Origin of the sequence: Neotabrizicola paludis (assembly GCF_044142105.1) — a bacterium.
In the GTDB taxonomy this organism is placed as follows: domain Bacteria; phylum Pseudomonadota; class Alphaproteobacteria; order Rhodobacterales; family Rhodobacteraceae; genus Pseudogemmobacter.
This window is the reverse complement of the sequence record NZ_JBGTYM010000003.1, coordinates 294292-313565: the sequence shown is the minus strand read 5'-3', so window position 1 is coordinate 313565 and position 19274 is coordinate 294292. Positions and strand designations below refer to the sequence as shown.

Genomic DNA, 19274 nt, shown 5'->3' with positions numbered 1-19274 from the left:
TTAGAACATCGGATAGGCGCGCGGGCGCAAGCTGGCCTGGAAGGTGTTGACCATGGTCACCGTGTCATAAACGGCAAGGCCCGTCGCCTCGGCGATCCAATGCGAGAAGGGCGCAAGATTCGTGCATTCCAGAACGATAGCCCCGATCTGCGGATGGGCCGCGACGAAGCGGCGGGCAGTCTCGACCACTTCGGACTTCAAGGTCTCATAGGTGACAGAGGTATCGCCTTCCTTGATCCAGCGCACGAAATTCGAGTCCTGCGGGATGCCTGCCACCGGCGTGTCCTGCGCGATGCCCACCGCATCGAGGTAGGGGCCGTTCAGCACATCGCCATTGTAGGTCATGATGCCCACGCGCTTGCCCGTCGGCAGCATGCGTTCGACCATCGGCACCTGAAGCAGGCTCGAGGTCGCAACCGGAACCGCGCAATGGTCGGCCAGCTCGCGCTGGTAGATCGAAAGGAAGCCGCAGGTCGTGGTGATGCCATCGACGCCTGCCGCGATCAGCTCATCCGCGGCGCGCTTGAACGGATCAAGAAGGCTTGCATTGTGCAGGTCGGTCATCTTCGACGGCACGGCGTCGTGGACGATCTTGTACTGGACCGGAAAATTCCAGGTCATCGCATTGCCGATATCGCCGATGTAGCGCTGGAAGGTGGTGTTCACCATCAGGATGCCGATCGAGACGCCGTAATAGGTTTTCTTCTGATTCATCATGGCAGGGTCCTTTGCGGCACGGGGGTCATTGGGGCGCGGAGGCGGGTTCGGGCACGGATTTTGGCAGGAAGACAAGCCCCGCGAAGACCGCATAGCCCGCCAGCCCGCGCAGGATCTCGGGCGCCTCATGCCACAGCGCGCAGGCGACCCCCGTGAAGAACAGGAGGACGCGCAGCCACAGCGGCAGCGGGCGCGTGGTGTAGCCGACATAGGCAATGCAGATGAGGATGATCCCCGCCGAGACGGCCAGGGTCGCGGTGACGATCTCATACAGCGTGCCGTCCAGCGTCAGCGCCGGTTCGAAGATGAAGGCAATGCCAGTGATGAAACCGCCAGCCGCCATCCGGAAGGCCCAGGCACCAGTCGCCAGCGGATTGGCCTTGGCGATGGCGGCAGCGGCATAGGAGGCGGCAGCGACAGGGGGCGTCGCATCGGCCATGACGGCGAAGTAAAGAACGAAGAGGTGGATCGCCATCAGAGAGGCTGTGCCATGCTCGGCGATCAGCGGCGCGCCAATGGCGGCGGTGATGATATAGGCGGGCGTCGTGGGCACGCCCATGCCGAGAAAAAGGCAGGACAGGGCCACCAGCACCACAAGAAGAAGAAGCGAGTCCCCTGCCAGCATCTTGATGATGCCAGTGAAGGCCAGCAGAAGGCCGGTATTGGTCAGGCCTGCGGTGATGATCCCCGCCGCCGCCACGGCCACGGCGATGACGCTGATCGTGGCGCCGGCATCGACGAAGGCAGCAAGTACCTTGCGCCAGCCCATGCGGGTATGGGCGCGCAGCCAAGAGGTGGCGAAAACCGCGACCGTCGCCCAGAAGGCAGAGTAATAGGGTGAATAGCGCTGGCTCATGAGCACCAGAAGCACGATCAGCGGGATCGCGAAGTGGATGTCGCGCAGCACGTCGCGGAAGGTGGCGATCTCTTCCTTGGGCAGCGCCTTGATGCCCAGCTTGCGCGCCATGAAATGCACCGAGACGAACACGCCCAGATAATAAAGGACGGCCCCGATGGCGGCGGCGGCAACGATGTCGACATAGGGCACCGAGATCATCTCTGCCATGACGAAGGCGGCAGCGCCCATGATGGGCGGCATGATCAGCCCGCCGACCGAGGCCGCAGCCTCGATCCCGCCGGCCATAGCGGGGGGAAAGCCCATGCGCTTCATCTCGGGGATGGTGACGGCGCCGGTGACGACGACATTGGCGACCGAGGAGCCGCTGGTCATGCCGAAGAGGCCGGATTCCACCACAACGACCTTGGCAGGGCCGCCGGAATAGCGCCCGGCGACGAAGGTGCCGACATTCATGAACAGGTTGCCCATGCCGCTGGCCTGAAGGAAGGCGCCGAAGATCAGGAAAGTGGCGACGATCGTGGCCGAGATGCCGGTAAGCTGGCCGTAAAGGCCCGAACCGTTCATCAGATAAAGGATGTCGACGATCTGCATCGTCGGCAGGTCGCGGTAATACCAGATGCCCGGCAGCAGGTTGCAGACGACCATGTAAAGGATGACCACGCAGACCAGGATCGACAGCACCACCGACAGCGCACGGCGCACGGCTTCCAGAACGAGGACCGTCATCGCCACGCCAAGGACCATCTCGGTCATGCTGAGCGGGTCGATATAGGCGCTGCGGTTGTAGACGCGATCGGGATCGAGCCAGATGTACAGGCTTGGCAGGATCGCAAGCAGTGCAAGACCCCAGTCAAGCAGTGTAGGGTGGTCGATCGGCGATTTCGGCGTTGCGGGATAGAGCAGGAAGATCGGTGGCACCGCCAGCATGAGGTGCAGCGAGGCCAGCTCCAGCGGCGGTGGATAGCCCCCGATGGTGAACCAGAAATGCAGCATGGCCATCCCGGCCAGCCAGATCGAAACGCCGTAGCTTACCGGTCCGCTGAGTTTTCTCATGTCGTCCGTTCCCTGTCCCTGTCACGAGCTGGTGGAGGGCCGCGCGGCGCGACCCTCCACCCCTCCGGTTACTTCATGAAGCCGAGTTCTTTATAGGCCTTCTCAGCGCCCGGATGCAGCGGCACGGGCTGGTTTTGCCAGGCGATGGCGGGGTCGTATTTCGCCAGAACCTTGTAGATGTTCGGGAAGCGGTCGCGGTTCTCGATCAGGGATTTGGTCATGCGGTAGACCACGTCTTCCGGCACGCTTTCATGCACGAGGATCAGTGCCTCGAGCGTCGTCACCGGGATGTCGCCCGCGCCCGCCTCTTGCAGCTTCTCGTAGCTGCCGGCGGGAATGACGCCCTTGCCATAGCCATAGGTCGCGGACAGGTAATCCATCAGCGGCGCGTCCATGGCGATCAGCTTCGCCGCGCGACGGCCGTTTTCAACCTCGAGCGCGATGCCGGTCGGCACCGAACCGGCGCCAAAGATCACGTCGATCTGGCCGTCATCGAAGGCCGAAACAAGCTGGGTATAGGTACCGTTGATCACCGCACCGCCGCCAGCCGAGACCTTGTTGGCGCTGTTTTCATAGAAGGCGAGCGCCCGCTGCAGGGTCAGCTCTTCCGAGGTCGCCTTGGGCGAGGTGCCGACCTTGACCGCCGGGTCCGCCAGAATCTCGCCAAGCGTCCGGGTTTCCGAGGCATCGACGATGATGTGGAACTCGGCCGGGGCCCAGGTGCCGCCCATCGAGGTCAGGCCGACATGCGGTTTGGTATAGGGCTCTTCGCCCTTGGCGGCGGCGGCGGCGAGAAAATCGATCCCCATGCCCATCTGGCTGATGCCGCCGTCGATCATGGTCGGGTTGTCCCGCCCGCCGCCCGGTACGACGCGGATCGCGATATCGGGGTTCTTTTCCATGATGATGTTGGACAGGCCGGTCACGATGGTGAACCAGCTGCCGCCCGGCGAGCCCGAGGCCCATTCGAGGTTGGTGGTCTGGGCATTGGCGGCGCCCGCCGCCAGGCCAAGGCCGAGCGCAAGGCTGAGGCCTGTTCTGGAGAAGAAGTTCATTCGTCTGCCTTTCCTGTTGGTGCCCCGTCTGGCGGGTGCGGTCGTTGCGGGTCTTGAAGTCGTCGGATCGCGCGCCCCTGGCTTTGCGGGGACGGGCGACGATCAGGTCGGGAAGCAGCGGACCAGCGCCTGCGCCAGATCGGCGCGCAGATCGGCCGGGTCCTCAAGCCCGGCATGCAGCCGGACCAGCTGTCGCTTTTCGGTCCAGACGGTCGCTGTGCGCGCATGCGCCGGGTCGCCCGGCAGCACCAGGCTTTCAAAGCCGCCCCAGGAGAAGCCCAGGCCGAACAGCGCCAGGCTGTCTGCAAAGCGGCTGGCAATGGCGCGGTCGGTCGTGTCAAGCAGCACCGAGAACAGGCCCGAAGCCCCGCGGAAATCGCGGCGGAAGATGGCGTGATCGGGATGCGAGGCCAGGCCGGGATGCAGGACGCGGGCGATGCCGGGTTGGGTTTCCAGCCAGCGGGCCAGTTCAAGCCCGGTGGCGTGGTGCTGTTTCAGCCGCGCGCCCAAACTGCGCAGACCGCGCGCGCCAAGATAGATAGCATCCGGCGCGACCGCATGGCCCAGCCAGTTCGCGGCCTCGCGCAGCGGCTTGTGCAGCGCGGCATCGGCCACGGTCACGGTGCCCAGCATCGCATCGGAATGGCCGACGATATATTTGGTCGCCGCCTGCACGACGATGTCGATCCCCAGCGCGAGCGGCTGGCAGAAATAGCCGGTGGCCCAGGTATTGTCGCAGACGGTGACAATCCCCCTGCCCTTCGCCAGCGCCGCGACGGCAGGAAGATCCTGCAATTCGAAGGTCAGCGAGCCGGGGCTCTCAAGATAGATCATCCGCGTTTCCGGCCGCAAGAGCGGCGCCAGATCGGCGCGCGGATCGACATATTCCACCGCCACGCCGTTGCGGGCGATGAAGGCGTTCAGGCTGGTGCGGGTCGGTTCATAGATCGTGTCCGCCACCAGGACATGATCGCCGGGCTTGAGGAAGGCCACCAGCGGCAGTACGCAGGCAGCAAGGCCCGAGGGCACGGCCACAGTCGCGACACCGGCTTCCAGCACCGAGACGGCATCCTCGAAGGCGAAGGTGTCTGGCGTGCCGAAGCGGCCGTAGAACAATGTGCCCTTGGCGAAACGGGCGGCCTTGGCCGTCTCAAGCTCGGCCACACTGTCGAACAGGATGGTCGAGGCGCGATGAACCGGCGTATTGACCGGTCCCTTGCCTTCGGCGCGGCCGGCATGCAGCAGAGTGGTGTCGCGGGCGGTCTGGGCTGGAACTTCGGACATCGGCACTCCGAGTCTATGTAGGGCTCTTGGCCTGATCAGCATGCGATATGAATTTTTTGTATGCAATTTTTATTTTTATCATACCGAAACTTCGAACGCTCTGTGCTGGAAAATCAGAGGACAACAGGGGTTATGTTCCACGACCAGCAGGTTCCAGGGAATTCTGTCGCTCGGATTAGACGAGGCAGGCCGTGAATCTGTCGGCTGGCAGAGGGATTCGCGCCCTTCAGGCCTGAAGGACGATCGGCCCTGTGATGCGCCGCGCCGCGCCTCAGGAGTTGCACGCCCGGGCAGCCGCTGGCCTTAAGCCAGGCGGTCAGGAGGTGCCCGACCCACCGCAGCATGGATCAGAACCGCCGGGCCCTCGCGGGCGGGCGTGGTCTTGTAGCGCAATCGCTCGGCCGTCGCGCGCTTGAACATCAGGGCGGCGGCGTAGATAGGCGATGTCATCGCGCGGAGGCATGAGCCGCTCGGCAGTAAAATTGCATGCCATATTGACATATAGAATGCAATTCCTCAGGCTCAACGGATTGAGTTCACAGGAGGAAGACATGGCCCGTCCCCAACCGATCGACTATCGCGACGCCTCGCCCGAGGTGAAAGCTGTCTATGACGACATCATGGTCTCGCGTGGCTTGAAGGATGTGAACAACTTCTGGAAGCTCTTGGCCAATGACCCCAAGGGTCTGAAGCGGACCTGGGAAAGCGTCAAGGAAGTGATGGCGCCGGGGGCGCTGGACCCGGTGGTGAAGGAGATGGTCTATCTGGCCGTCTCTGTCACCAACAATTGTGGCTACTGCATCGCAAGCCATACGGCGGCGGCGCAAAAGGCCGGCATGACCCCCGAGATGTTCGGCGAGCTGATGGGCGTTGTCGGCATGGCGAACGAGACCAACCGCCTGGTGAATGGCTACCGCGTCCAGATCGACCCGCAATTCGAATAGGCTTCCAGCGGGCCCGACCCCGAAACTCGATGAGGCGCCGAACAGCTGCGGTCAAGCGAAGATCAACTTCGCTTCTGGCACGATCCGCGCCCACCGTCAGGCAACGGGCGCTGGAGGAGGCTGACGCGGCAGGGGTGCCGCCCTTTTCGCGGCAGCTTCGCGACCAAGATCGATCTCCGCGTCCATGCACGCGGCCCGCGCAGAAGGACGGGAATCGGTCCGGGTCAGATATCCGAGTCCCTCGGCTTCGACCTGCTCATGGCGGACAATCTGCCCTGCCCGGGCCGTTTCTGGCGGATAGCGGCCATGACGCAAGCAGCATCAGGCAGCCCTAGATATACGAAACGCGCTGCCGGTGATCCCGATGCGCAAGAAGCGGATCGCCCTGGACCGTGCGCTGCAGCGCTTGCGAAAGCTCGTCGGCGCTGCTTAAAAAAGCTCAAGAATGCCCGGCGAGTGTGACCCGTTATAAAAAGACGGGGAAGCGTCCTTGGCCTCATTGACCTCACGTCTATCCGCCTCTGGCCACGCCATTTGTCGACATGACCTCTCCTTCATGTTCTGGATTTGGCGATCCTTGCGTCTGGTCTCCAGGATGTTGATTGCGCGACTTTGCTGCATTCGGCCAATTCTGCGACCTGCCGGAGTCCCGCATCCACTTTGCCTGGCTCGGTCGCCCGGTCGAATTCGATAAAGAACACAGAGCCCACACCAAGCTCGCTGACATATCCGATCTTGCCCTTGTGGCGCTCTACGATTTGCTTGGATATGTGAAGGCCAAGGCCGGTGCCGCCGACCTTCCGCACATCGGAAGAATCCACCTGGCTGAATCTGCCAAAGACGCGTTCCTCGGCATCTTTGGGGATGCCCACGCCGTGGTCATGGACGGAAATCCGGATACGGTCGGACATGGAGTCCACTTGCACCTTTACAGTGCCGCCGTGGGACGAGAACTTAAGCGCGTTCGACAGCAAGTTATTCATCACTTGCATCACGCGGCCTCGGTCGCCCTCGAACCGGCAGTCGCCCGCATAGGGAAGCGTCGTGACCTGGATCCCCAGCTTCTCGGCATATCCAGAGGTTGACTCGACGGCCTCGGACACCAACTCGTTGGCGTCGATCATCTTGAAATCGAACACCATTTCGTCGGCTTCGATCTTTTGCAGATCCAGCAGATCGTCGATCAGCTTTCCAAGCTGATGCCCGTTCTTCGCCGCTATGCGAATGATCGGCTGCAGGTTCGCAGGCACCTCACCAAGGACCCCGCTGTTGACAAGATCAAGCCCCCCCATGATCGAGGTCAACGGGGTACGCAGTTCGTGACTGACGGTGGCAAGGAATTGCGACTTCACCTCCAATGCGGCTCTGGTTCGCTGGTTTTCCTCATTGATCAACTTCATCTGATGTACGCGGTCCCGATACCCGACGTAAAATTTCACGGAAGTATCGATCAGGAAATACAATACGAAGATGATCGTGAAGAACTCGAGCCAGACAGGCGAGCTGAGGGGGGGCGAGTAAAGGACGATGTCCAGAAGCGCGATGAAGAGGAATGCGCAACTGTATATCGAAAGGCGCAGCATCAGGATGCCCGGCATCAGGCTGTTATACATGGCGGCAAACAGCGAGGCCGAGAACAGGAAGAACAATGGCGTGAAATGCCCTCCAGAGGTCTGCTGAACGGCGATGTTGATGACAAAGACACTTATCGCCAAGGCGCTGATGGCGGTGTTCAGCACGATGTGTATCAGGATCTCGCGACCGACAACCGGATCGTTTCCATCCCATGCCTTGGATTTGCGTCCAAGCATCACGTCAAGAACTTCGGTCAGCACGACCAGCAGGTAGGCAGACATGGTCGAGATGGGGTCAAAATAGATCGCCGCTAGCATGGCCGCAGCGAAAAAGCTCGCCTGGCGTTGCCAGACCAGCTGATTGAGGAGGACCACGTAATCCTTGATCTGTTTCTCACGACCGTTCGGGTCGAGCCAATGCTCCCAGGCTGCCCAGAACGTCTTCAGACTAATCATGTGTGCCTCTGACACCTCCGTGGCATTCACTCCTATCGCATCAATATGTCAAAAAATCGGCCAGAAGCAGGCGGAAGGCAGGGCTTCCTCGCGCGCCTTCGACCTTGAAAACACGAGACGCGGGCCGGGCGCGGCAACGTTCCGAACCGGGTACAGCCTGTGGCGCCGACATAGCTTTGTGGCGGCCGCGGGGCGGGCGGCGCGCTGATCAGGCCGCTGCGGAACGACCTTTGCGGGACGGGGCATAAGCCCCTTCAAGCGACGGAAAGGCGATGTTGGCTTGCGGAATTTCGCTTACCGGACCGAAGATCGGCGTCCGCGCCAGAACCGTGTCGCGCTGGTCGCGGAACTTGGCGACCAGGAGATGAAGGGGTTTCTTCAGCTCAGGGTATCTGCGGGCAGGGATGACCAGTTCATAGCCGAGGTATCGCCGGTAGAACGGGATATGCTCCGTCCGCAACGACGCGAAGGCCAGGTCCACATCATAGAACATGGCGGCAAGGAACGGGATGCGCAGGGCCAGAAAGTGCAGGGGCACGCGGCTCTTGCGGGAGGCCGGATCGATCGCGAAGCGGGTCGGGTCAAGCGCCGTCTGCCCAGCCTTCAGATCGGCTAGCAGCTCGGGGAACACTTCCAGCGTCGGCGACAGAAGCGAGAGTTCAGAGAGAAGGTGCAGCCGCATCGCCGCCACAAGCGCACCGTCCACCTCGATCGCGACATGGACGCAGTTCGGCGTCTCATCGAAGGCGTCCGTCATGATCAGACGCTCGTTATCGGCAATCAGGCCTTCCGCGCGATAGCTTTTGTATCGCAACCGAAGGATCGCCTCCAGGTCATCACCGCTGGTCGCAACCTTGTAGCGGCAGTGCGTCAACGCCTCGTAAGCTTGTGAATTCAACATCGGCTTGCTTGTCCCGGCGCTTCTACGGTCTCGGCCGGCATATGAGGAGGTCGCTGTACCCGCGATACACCGATTTCTGTTCTACGATGTCGAACCCCGCAGCAATGACGTCCGCGGCAAGCTCAGCCTCGGTATGGGTCCAGTAGACACCCTTTTTCTGCGCCTCGAAAATTGCCTTGTTCTGCTTGCTGATTTCGCGACCCTGCCACAGAATCCGCAGCGCACCGGCCAGACCATGCTCTTTCCTGAGAGCGGCAAACAGATATCTGCGCCAGTCACTTACGTCGATGTAGCGGCCAATGTCGACGAGATAGAGCCAGCCGCCCGGACGAAGCATCCGCCGCAGATCAGCGATCCGCTGCTTGGGCGACGGCATCGTGTAGATCGCATGCACGCAGACCACCAGATCAGCCGTGCCCGTGGCATCAATCTCTTCGAAGGGGCAGGACTCGTAGTGGATGTTTGCGTAGTCAGCCAGTTTAGCTTTCGCCGCTCCGATCATGCCTGCGTCGGGCTCGACAAGATGGATCTCGCTGCCGCGGAAAGCACGCGCCGCGATCTGGCTATAGTTCCCGGTGCCGCCACCGATGTCATAGATCACACGCGGCGCCTCGATCGTTTCGAGGAATGCCGCAAAGTTGCTCAAGAGCGCCCTATACTCAGGGTTGTGCTCTGACAGCAAATCATAGGCTCTCGCGTACGAGCTCCAGTCAACACGGTCGCGCCGACCCGCAGGACTTGCGATGTGGCGCGTCTTTGACCTGGCCCCCTCGACACTGGCACCTGACCACATAGGAGAACGACTCCAACATTGATTGGCAGCGGACGTCTGCATGACTTCTTAAGTTATCAATAAGTTAACCTTCGAAGCTCACATTGCAAGGGGTTTCGGAAACAGTGCGTCTGACATGCCCTCAATGTTTCAGCCGGAGAGCCCCATGCGCCGCGGATATGCCTTAGGTTGTGTGACGACATCGATGACCGACGATCACGCCTATCGGGTCGATGCTTGCTACCAAATCTGCCTATGACTGAAGAACAATCTCTAATTGTAGTGGGATCGTTCAGTGTCCGGGCGGAAGAGCGCCGATGCACCCAGGCATGATCGAGCCGTTGAGACGGGTCGATTCGCCCGCTATCCCGCGCGGATCGACAGGAAGAACTGTGGCATTTTCGCGGCAAAATGTAGCAGGCCTTGGGCGCAGATGGCGCTGATCCGACAAAATCTAACCCCAATTCTGGACGACAAGGATGCGAATCGATTGGGTTCAATCCTCTTGAGGACGCAATGAAATTACGAGTGGTTGATTTCGACCTGGCCGCGCTGGAGTTTGTGGCTCATTTTCTGGGTATCGCGACGCATGACAACCTCAACGCGGCCCCTTGCGTGAAGGCGGTGCCGAAGGGTGCCATCCGCTGACCGCGAGAGGCGGGGCCGAAGTGGACCTTGTTCCGCCGGGATAGGCTAGCAAGAAGCTTCTCTCTGGACCTCCGACCACCTTTCCTTCTGCAGCTTGACTGGCCCGCAGGCCATTGAACCGCTCCGGACTTGCCGGTGGCAGACCAGCGCTCTGCGCGACCTAAAGCGCTATCGTCTTGTGTTCGATATAGTGGTTGATCCCTTCGGAGCCGAACTCGCGGCCGATGCCGCTTTGCTTGAAGCCGCCGAATGGCGACAGCAGGTCGATCGCGGCGTTTCCATGCGTCATGGTTCCCGTCCGGACGTTTCGGGCAATGGCCTCGGCCCGTTGTGCGTCGGGCGTCCAGACCGATCCGGCCAAGCCGTATTCTGACGCGTTGGCCAAGGCCACGGCCTCTTCCTCGCTATCATAGGGGATCATGCAGACCACCGGACCAAATATCTCTTCTTGGGCGATCCGGGCACTGTTGTCGACGTCGGCGAACAAAGTCGGGCGAATGAAGTTTCCATGGTTCATGCCATCCGGCATCCCGCTGCCACCGATCGCAATGCGAATGCCTTCCGCTTCGGCTTGGCAGATATAGTCGATGATCCGCAACCGTTGGCGTTCCGAGACGACCGGTCCAAGGAAAGTCGCGTCGTCGCTGGGGTCACCGATGGTCATATCCTGTATCATCGCCACCATCGCCTCGGCATATTCCGATTGGCGGCGGCGCGGCACCAGAATGCGCGTCTGTGCCACACAGACCTGCCCGTTGTTGGGGAAGGACCGGTATTTCAGCGCCGCAACCGTCGCCTCCAGGTCCGCGTCGTCGAGGACGATGGCCGCGGATTTGCCGCCCAATTCCAGGCTGACCCGTTTCAGCAACGCTCCACCCAGACCGGCAATGCGCCGCCCCACAGCGGTCGATCCGGTAAAGCCGATCTTGTCGATGCCAGAATGCGTGATCAGTCGTTCGCTGGTCTCTCTGTCGGCGGCGACGACACTCAGCACACCTTCGGGCAGGCCGGCCTCGGTGAAAAGCTCGCCCAGGAACTGGCCGTCCACCGCTGTTTCCTCGGCCAGTTTCAGCACGACGGTACAGCCGGCGATCAAGGCAGGATATAATTTGCCGAGTGCCACCTGATGCGGGGCATTCCATGGAATGATCGCAGCGACCACGCCCACTGGCTCGCGCAGCCACAGACCCTTGCCCGAAGGGAAACCGTCGCGGCGGTCTTCCCAGGGATAGCCGCGCGCAGCTTTGAAGAAGGCGTGGCTCTGGTTGGTGATAAGGCTGCGGATGGCTTGCGTGAACCAGTGCGGGGCACCCATCTCGCGTGTCGTCAACCGGGCGAATTCGTCCGAGCGGGCTTCGTACAAGGCATGGAACCGTTCGATTATCCGGATGCGCTCTTCGACCGGCAGGCGCGGCCAAGGTCCATGATCGAAGGCCCGGCGGGCCTCGGCGACCGCAAGGTCGATATCCGCGGGGCCTGCCAGCGGGGCGGTGCCCACGACTGTACCGTCATAAGGTGACCGGACCTCGATGATCCGAACGGTGGTCGAGGTGACACGACGGCCACCGATAAAGAGTTCCGAAAAATACGTCATGTCAGAACCGACCCTTTGAACGTGAAGCATTGGTCTGCGTCCCGACGGGGGCGCAGGGGCGAGAAGTGGGCGCGGGCACAGGGAGTGCCGGTGCAGTCAGGCTTTTGGTACGGCCGAGCGAACCCCGCCCCTACCGGCGCGGCGTCAGGCGTGGATCAGATCCGCGGCCTTGTCGCCGATCATGATGGCCGTGGCGTTGGTATTTCCCGAGATGTGCCGCGGCATGACCGAGGCATCGGCGACCCATAGCCCCTCTACCCCGCGCACTTTCAGGTCGGGGCGAACCACCGCCTTGTCGTCAGGCCCCATGCGGCAAGTCCCGATGGGATGGTAGAACGGCACCGTGGCACGGCGCAAATAGGCGATCTCCTCCTCGCGCGAACTGCCCTCGGGCGGCAGGTCGAGGAAACGCAGCATGTCGTTTGAAAACGGCGGCTTCGAACAGATACGGCGAATCCATTCGATACCGCGCAGCAAGGTCTCGATATCGTCAGGATGGTCCAGCATCCTGGGAAAGATCGCCACCTTCTCGCGTGGGTCAGCCGTCCGCAGTTCAAGATGGCCGGTGCTTTTCGAATGATTGATATTCATCAGGATGGTGACGAGGTCCGTCTTCGGAATTTCCAGCCTGGTCTTGCCCTGCACCAGCCCGAATGGAAAAAGGTGGAACTGCAGGTCCGTATGCTCCAGCTCCGGTCGCGACTTGATGAAAGCGATCAACTGGGCGGTTGGAACGCTCATCACCCCACGCTTCCGAAACAGCCATTCGCCAAGCGCCAGAGCGCCCCGCAGGGGGCGGGCCATCCGGTTCGCGGTGGGCACCTTCATCTCGGCCAGCGCATAGAGACCAGGATGCTCGAGAAGATTCCGGCCGACATCGGGGCTGTCCACCAATGGCGTGATGCCATGTTTTTTCAGCTGCGCCGGATCGCCGATGCCGGACAGCATCAACAACTGCGGCGAGTTGATCGATCCAGCTGCCAATATGACGCCGCGCCCGGCAGCAAAGCTTACGCGTTGCCCGGATTGAACCGCCTCCACACCCGTAGCTCTTCCGTCTTTCAGGATCAGACGTTCGACATACGTGTCGTCGATGAACCTCAGCCTCGGATCTCCAAGCTTCGGGCGAACGAAACTGTCGAAACTTGACGCGCGAACCCCTTTGTTGGTCGAGCCCTGGTTCCAGGCTACGCCCTCATGCGATACGCCGTTCATGTCGTCATTGAACGTGGCGCCCGCAGCGATGAAGCTCTTGAGGAATATCTCGGATACCGGATGTTTCCAGCGCAGCGCAGAGACCCGCTGCGGTCCCATGCCACCTCTTACGCCGTTGTCCTTGTCGCTGTCCGCAGTTTCCATTCGGCGGAAATAAGGCAGGACATCATTCCAGCCCCAGCCTGGGTTGCCCATCTTCTCCCACGCGTCGTAATCGTGCTTGGCACCACGAATGAAGATCATGCCGTTTATTGCGGACGAACCGCCCGGAACCTTGCCGCGGGGCCAGGACTCGGTCAGTCCATCACGGGTCGGATCAGGTTCGGTTTTGTAGCACCAGTCATACCTGGGATTGCCAACCGTATGGATCAGAGCCGCGGGCAGGCGAGTGACAGGAATGCGCTCGCGCTTGCCCGCTTCTATCAGAAGCACTTTCATGCCCTTCTCGAGAAGGCGGGCCGTCAGGGCCGATCCAGCACTTCCCGATCCAATCACGATATAGTCGAATTCCATAACACGAAGTCCTCAGTCTAAGCGTCCATGCCGGCGTTCACGCGGGCACGGAATCCAGATCGTTGGTCGGCCATACGACCGGCGGAACAGGAGGGGGCATGCCGCCTGCGGCCAGATGACAAGCGGCCAGATCATCCTCGCCTCTTACGGAAAGGCTCGGATCGATCTTGTCACACTGATCGAAGGCGAAGGGGCAGCGGGTACGAAAGCTGCATCCCGGCGGAATGTTGATCGGGTTCGGCGGCTCGCCTTCCAGCAGGTAGGTCGCAGCGTCGTAGGGGCGCCGCTCGATCGCGGGCACCGCCGAGAGAAGGGCTCTCGTGTAAGGATGAGCGGGATTGAAGAAAGTTGTTTCGTTCCCGGCCAGTTCGACCACCCGCCCCAGATACATGACCGCAACGCGACTGCACACCCTGCGAACCATCCCCAGGTCATGCGAGATGTAGATGTAGGTCATTTTGTGCCGCGACTGCAGTTTCTCGAACAATCCCAGAAGCTTGGCCTGTTCTACCTGGTCCAGCGCGGACAGCGTCTCGTCAAGGATCAGAAGTTCTGGCTCCAGCACCATCGCGCGCGCAATATTGACCCGCTGCCGCTGCCCTGCGCTTAGACCCACCGGCAAGCTATGAGCCAGCTCCGGCGCAAGGCCGACCTCGGCCATCGTCTCTCTGACCTTCTCGAGGATCTCGGTCTTGGATTTGCCGCCATGGATGATCAGCGGCTCCGCTATGGTCCGACCAATGGTCAGATGCGCCGGGATCGCGTTATATGGGTCTTGCAGCAAGAGCTGAAACCCCCGCCGCAAGTTCAGAAGATCGCCCCCCCGCAAGCCGGCAATATCCCTGCCCTTGAACAGGATGCTGCCGCTGTCGGGCGCCTCCAACCGGCTCAGCAGGCGCGAAAGGCTAGACTTGCCACAGCCGGATTCTCCGACAATCCCAAGGCTGTCACCCTTGAAGACATCGAATGAAACGCCCCGCACAGCCTGCACCTGCTGCTTGCCGAACAGACGGTTGCGGTCCTTGGTGGCATAAGTGCGGCTGACATCCCGTACCGACAGAATGACCTGACGGTCGTCCCTGACGATCACCGGGGCTGGAGCGGCTGGTGCGTCGCTGGGCACCTCCCAGATCCGGGGCATGTCACGCACCAAATGGCGGGTATAGGCATGTTCGGGCGCCTGCAGTATGCCCTGCATCGACTGGCGCTCGACGACTTTGCCATTGGCCAGAACCAGCACGTTGTCCGCAATCTCGTTGACCACGCCCAAGAGCGAGGAGACAAACAGGATCGCCGTTCGGTACTCGGCTTGAAGGTCCCGCAGCAGTCGCAGGATCTGCGCCGCCACCGTCACGTCCAAAGGTTGAGTAATGTTGTCCGCGACCAAAAGGTCGGGACTGGTGACCAGCGCATCGACGATCATCACCCGCTGCATCATCCCGCCCGAAAACTGGAACGGAAACTCGTTGAATCGTTCGGCGGCTGACGGGATCCGCACCGCCTGCAGCGTCTCGATGACCCGCTTCTTGGCGTCTCCTTCCGAGATTCCCGGCTCGACCGCCTTCAGCTTTTCGACGATCTGCCGTCCTATCGGCAGCGTCGGGTCAAGGGCGCTGGTCGGGTCGGCACCGATGTAGGCAATTTTGCGACCGCGCAGCCCCTGCAGCCTTGCCGCAGGCATCTTCCGCAGATCTTCATCGTGATAGAAAATCTCTCCACTCGTCATCTCAAGCGGGCGTGAGACCCAGTTCACCATCGCCCGAGACAGCACGGTCTTGCCCGAGCCGCTTTCGCCGATGATCCCCAGCACTTCGTCGGCATGGAGGTCGAGGGAAATGCCATCCAGCACCCTGCGCCGTCCGGCAGCCGTTGTCAGTTCGACGGTAAGGTCGCGGACCTTGAGGATGGGTTGCGCGTCGTTCATGACACCCCCTGCAGAAGTTTGTTGCGGGCCCGCTCCAGCGCGCCACCCATCAGGTTGATTCCGCACAGTGAAATCGCCAGCAGCAATCCGGGGACGGTGGTGATCCACCAGGCATTCATCAGATATTTCGTGCCATCGGCAATGATGGTGCCGAACGTGGGGGTGGGGGGCTGGATGCCGATGCCGATGAAGCCGAGGATGGCCTCGATAATCATCATCCGCGCCACATCCAGAACCGCGACAAAGGCAATGGGCGGCAGAATGTTCGGCGCTATATGCACCATCAGGATACGCAAATCTGATGCGCCAAGGATCTTGGCCGCGCGCACGTACTCTTTGCGTCGTTCGGACAACATCACGCTGCGCGCCGTTCGGGCATAGGCGGGCCAGCCGGCGAGGATGAGCACACAGACGATGGTAAAAGGCGTCGGTCGCGATACGCCAAGGATGGTGATCGCCAGGATGATGACCGGGATGGCCATCTGTGCGTCGGTAATTCGCATCAGAATCAAACCCACCCAGCCGCCGACATAACCGGCAATCATGCCGATGGCTGAGCCCAACAGGAACATTCCGACAACCGAGATCAGCCCGATCATCAGCGCGTTGCGCAGACCGATCAGCGAACGGGCAAAGAGATCACGACCCAATTGGTCAGTTCCAAGCACATGCGCCCAGCTTCCCCCCTCAAAACCGATGGGAGGCAGGAACTTATCCGCAACGCTGAACTTGGTCGGCGAGACGCCGAGCAACGTCGGCCCCAGGATGGAAAGCAGAATAAGCCCAAAGAAGACGATAAAGCCTATGCGGAACTCGGTTGTCTTCCAGGCCGTTATGAACATGGTCGCTGAAAGCGAACGCTGACTGCGGAGCTTGTGCTGAGCGTCAGAGGTGGTGGAGGCAAGTTCGGCCGTCATCAGTATTGCAGCCTTCTGTCAATCGTGGTGGCAGCGAAGTCCACGAGGATGTTGACCAGCACCAGAACCATGCAGGCGAGTATGGCGATGGCTTGGATCACGGGAAAATCGCGCTGGAACACGGCATTGATCATCAGCAGCCCAACGCCAGGGTAGTTGAAGGCATATTCGATGACGAAGAGGCTGCCGAGCAGCAGGCCGATGGCCTGGATGCCGACGACATTCAGCAGCGGTATCATGGAGTTGCGGAGGACGTGTGCCACGACCATCCTGGTTCGCGACAGACCGCGGATCATGCCTGACGACACATATGACTCCATCATGTTGCTGGAAACAGCGACCGAAGCGGACCGAATGAACACGGGTGACAGCTCAATTGCCAGAACGAGCGCGGGCAGAATGGCGTAGGTCCAATTCTGATATCCGATCGCCGGCAGAAGCCCCCCCTTAACCGAGACCAGGAAGATCAGAACCAGGGCCAGCCAGATATTCGGCAGCGAAACGAAGATCGAACTGAGATATAGCGCCAGCCGGTCGGGCCAACGCCCGGCGCTTAGCCCGGCCGCTATGCCGATCGGAAGCGAGATCGCCAGAGAAATGCCCAGGGCGAGCCCAGCCAAGAGAAGGCTGTAGGGCAAGGCGGTCGCTATGAGTCCCATCACCGGGGCGCGATTGGCGGCATCGAAAGTGTCCCCTCCGCGCGAACCGCCGGTACTGCCCCCTTGCGCACTGCGCACGAATGAACGGCCGAAGTCACCGCTTAAGATCTGACCGGCGTAGCGGATGAACTGCACCGGAATCGGATCGCGCAGACCCATGCTCTGCGCTGTCTCCTCGGCCATCTCGGCCGTGACCATCGGGCCCAGCATGATGCGGACGGGATCGCCTGGCACCACGCGAAGCAGCGTGAAGATCAGCATCGCCACAAGCACGATGATGACCAGGCCCTGCAGCAACCTGCGCAGAAAGAAGTCTAGGGCAAATAGCATGACCTGTCCTGTTTTGGGTCGCCGGGCAAATCAGCCCGGCTAAGAAGTCTTTTGCAACCGGTCCGCACACAGGCGGGCCGAAGCGAGTTCTGGCGTGAGGACGCGCCCATTTCAGGGAAAGCGCGCGTCCCGATGCGCGGCTTCAAACCAGATCGGCCTTGGTCAAATCGATCGGCCCATTTGGGAAATAGTAGGCGCCTTCCAGGTTTTTCGCAGCACCATGGAAGACCACCGCCGAGAAGAGCGAGAAGCTGGGCACCTTGGCGGCGAGAAGCGGGAAAGTCTCCTCTGCCAGCACCTTCATCCGCTCCACTGGGTCCAGCGTTGCCCGCTCCTTGTCCAGCGCAGCATCGATCTCTGGATCGTTGACACCATTGATAAGCGCGGCCGAGGAATGCCAGTTCGGGCGCAGCACCAGATCGGGCTCGGGCGAGCCAGTCATCCAGCCCACATCGCACATATGGCCCGGGCCCTGACCATCGGCACCGCGATAGATTGCCTGTTCCCATGCCGCGGGCTCCAGAACGGTCAGTTGGACATCAAAGCCAACCTCCATCAGCATCGCTGCAATCAGCTCACCGTATTCCTTGGTCTTTGGGTAGAAGCCGATAGAGGTGATGTACTCCAGCTGCGGCAGCCCTTGCCCGCCGGGGTAGCCAGCCTCTTCCAAGAGGCGCGCGGATTCGGCAGGGTCGTAGCTCGGATAATTCGGAACGTCAGTATAGCCGAACTTCATCGGCGAGACGAAGCAGTTCGAGGCCACGCCAGCATCGCCCATCAGCTCCAAGATCTGGTCGCGGTCGATGGCATGGCAGGCCGCCATACGGATACGCTGATCGTCGAAGGGCGCCTTGTTGCAGCGAAAGTGAAGATACTTGTTCTCGGTCGACATACCCTTTCGCACGGCCACCGTGTCATTCGACAGCAAGGATTGATACTGCTCGGGCTCAAGCCGCTCCGCGATCTGGTACTCGCCGTTCATCAGGCCCAAGACGCGGGTATTTGCGTCGGGCACATAGGCATAGACGATCTCGTCGATCTTCGGCCGGCCGCCATGGTAGCCGTCGAAGGCTTCCAGCGTGCTGCGGTCGCCTTCTGTCATCACGTATTTGAAGCCGTTCGTGCCGTTCGGGCGCGACTGCAATTTGGCCGGGTCGGCAATGTCGGCCGCGCAGAGGATCGGCAGATAGCTCGACACGAACCAGAAGGTCGACGCCGGATAGCCGTATTTCTCGGTCTTGATGCGGACCGTCAGCGGATCGACGACCTCAACCTCGACCTGCCCCGGGTAGAAGGACGAAGCAGGGCGATCCGGCTGTGATGCGTATTCGTAGGTGGCCTTCACATCCTCGGCCGTAAAATCCTGCCCGTCATGGAATTTCACGCCGTCGCGCAGCTTAAACTCCAGAGTATGCTCGTCGATGATCTGCCAGCTGGTCGCCAGATCCGGTTCAAGAACATCGGTCTTGCCTTCCTCCATCGGCGCGCGGGTCAGATGGCTGAAGATAAGCTTATCGAAGTTGCCTTGGCCCAGCGTGGTATGCGACGTCGGGTCAAAGTTGCCGGTCAGTGGACCCATAGAGGCCAGCACGACGGTCTTTTTGCCTTGGGCCTTGACGGCCCGGGGCAACCCCATCGCCCCGAGTGCCAAGGCTGCGCCTGCGCCTGCCAGGATCTGTCTGCGAGTTGTCATTGGCTTAACCTCTTTCCTGTTGGACTTATTGACGAAGGCGCCACACCGCGTCTTCGCATTCTTGATCCGATGCCGCGAGACCGCGTCTGGACGAGAAGCGACCCCAAAGGACGAACACCGGTGCATGCTATGTAAATTCTTAACGAAAGCCTTTGTCCGCGCGGAC

The 19274-nt window shown here is 61.1% G+C and carries 15 protein-coding genes and 1 pseudogene; 2 read left to right on the top strand and 14 right to left on the bottom strand.

All coding sequences use genetic code 11. From position 1 onward, the window contains the following. From ACED67_RS09955 to ACED67_RS09935, 5 genes are all read right to left on the bottom strand, one after another. Positions 1-717, bottom strand: coding sequence for an aspartate/glutamate racemase family protein (locus tag ACED67_RS09955; protein ID WP_395541446.1), 717 nt, complete (start codon positions 715-717; stop codon positions 1-3). Between the two features lie 25 nt (positions 718-742). Further along, a complete protein-coding gene (locus ACED67_RS09950; RefSeq protein WP_395541445.1) occupies positions 743-2629 on the bottom strand; it encodes a TRAP transporter permease in 1887 nt (628 codons plus the stop codon). 68 nt (positions 2630-2697) lie between these two features. Further along, positions 2698-3684: a TAXI family TRAP transporter solute-binding subunit gene (locus ACED67_RS09945; RefSeq protein ID WP_395541444.1), complete on the bottom strand. Its 987-nt coding sequence runs from the start codon at positions 3682-3684 to the stop codon at positions 2698-2700. Between the two features lie 102 nt (positions 3685-3786). Continuing rightward, complete coding sequence (metC, locus tag ACED67_RS09940; protein ID WP_395541443.1) at positions 3787-4968, bottom strand: cystathionine beta-lyase; 1182 nt, start codon at positions 4966-4968, stop codon at positions 3787-3789. Positions 4969-5271: 303 nt separating this feature from the next. Beyond that, positions 5272-5418, bottom strand: a complete 147-nt coding sequence (locus tag ACED67_RS09935; RefSeq protein ID WP_395541442.1) for a hypothetical protein — start codon at positions 5416-5418, stop codon at positions 5272-5274. A 101-nt stretch (positions 5419-5519) separates the two neighbouring features. On the opposite strand from ACED67_RS09935, the gene ACED67_RS09930 reads away from it, so the two are divergent. Next, positions 5520-5912: a carboxymuconolactone decarboxylase family protein gene (locus ACED67_RS09930; RefSeq protein ID WP_395541441.1), complete on the top strand. Its 393-nt coding sequence runs from the start codon at positions 5520-5522 to the stop codon at positions 5910-5912. 73 nt (positions 5913-5985) lie between these two features. Then, positions 5986-6458, top strand: a pseudogene (locus ACED67_RS09925) (transposase family protein); the annotation flags it as partial. Positions 6459-6466: 8 nt separating this feature from the next. Here the strand turns inward: ACED67_RS09925 and ACED67_RS09920 are convergent. The 9 genes from ACED67_RS09920 to ACED67_RS09880 form a co-directional block, all read right to left on the bottom strand. Further along, positions 6467-7942 carry a sensor histidine kinase gene (locus tag ACED67_RS09920; protein ID WP_395541440.1) on the bottom strand — a complete coding sequence of 492 codons (1476 nt, stop codon included), beginning with the start codon at positions 7940-7942 and terminating at the stop codon, positions 6467-6469. Positions 7943-8150: 208 nt separating this feature from the next. After that, positions 8151-8843, bottom strand: a complete 693-nt coding sequence (locus ACED67_RS09915) for an N-acyl amino acid synthase FeeM domain-containing protein (protein WP_395541439.1) — start codon at positions 8841-8843, stop codon at positions 8151-8153. A 22-nt stretch (positions 8844-8865) separates the two neighbouring features. Continuing rightward, positions 8866-9489 carry a class I SAM-dependent methyltransferase gene (locus ACED67_RS09910; protein ID WP_395541438.1) on the bottom strand — a complete coding sequence of 208 codons (624 nt, stop codon included), beginning with the start codon at positions 9487-9489 and terminating at the stop codon, positions 8866-8868. Positions 9490-10423: 934 nt separating this feature from the next. Beyond that, positions 10424-11857 carry an aldehyde dehydrogenase gene (locus ACED67_RS09905; protein WP_395541437.1) on the bottom strand — a complete coding sequence of 478 codons (1434 nt, stop codon included), beginning with the start codon at positions 11855-11857 and terminating at the stop codon, positions 10424-10426. Between the two features lie 144 nt (positions 11858-12001). After that, on the bottom strand, positions 12002-13585 hold the full coding sequence (locus tag ACED67_RS09900; protein WP_395541436.1) for a GMC family oxidoreductase: 1584 nt from the start codon (positions 13583-13585) through the stop codon (positions 12002-12004). Positions 13586-13622: 37 nt separating this feature from the next. Further along, positions 13623-15509, bottom strand: a complete 1887-nt coding sequence (locus tag ACED67_RS09895; RefSeq protein ID WP_395541435.1) for a dipeptide ABC transporter ATP-binding protein — start codon at positions 15507-15509, stop codon at positions 13623-13625. Beyond that, the gene (locus tag ACED67_RS09890) at positions 15506-16426 is read right to left on the bottom strand and encodes an ABC transporter permease (RefSeq protein ID WP_395541434.1); all 921 of its coding nucleotides are present in this window, start codon (positions 16424-16426) and stop codon (positions 15506-15508) included. The genes ACED67_RS09895 and ACED67_RS09890 overlap by 4 nt, the downstream gene beginning before the upstream one ends. Then, positions 16426-17415 carry an ABC transporter permease gene (locus ACED67_RS09885; protein ID WP_395541433.1) on the bottom strand — a complete coding sequence of 330 codons (990 nt, stop codon included), beginning with the start codon at positions 17413-17415 and terminating at the stop codon, positions 16426-16428. The genes ACED67_RS09890 and ACED67_RS09885 overlap by 1 nt, the downstream gene beginning before the upstream one ends. Positions 17416-17557: 142 nt before the next feature. Next, complete coding sequence (locus ACED67_RS09880; RefSeq protein ID WP_395541432.1) at positions 17558-19108, bottom strand: ABC transporter substrate-binding protein; 1551 nt, start codon at positions 19106-19108, stop codon at positions 17558-17560. Positions 19109-19274 lie beyond the last annotated feature (166 nt).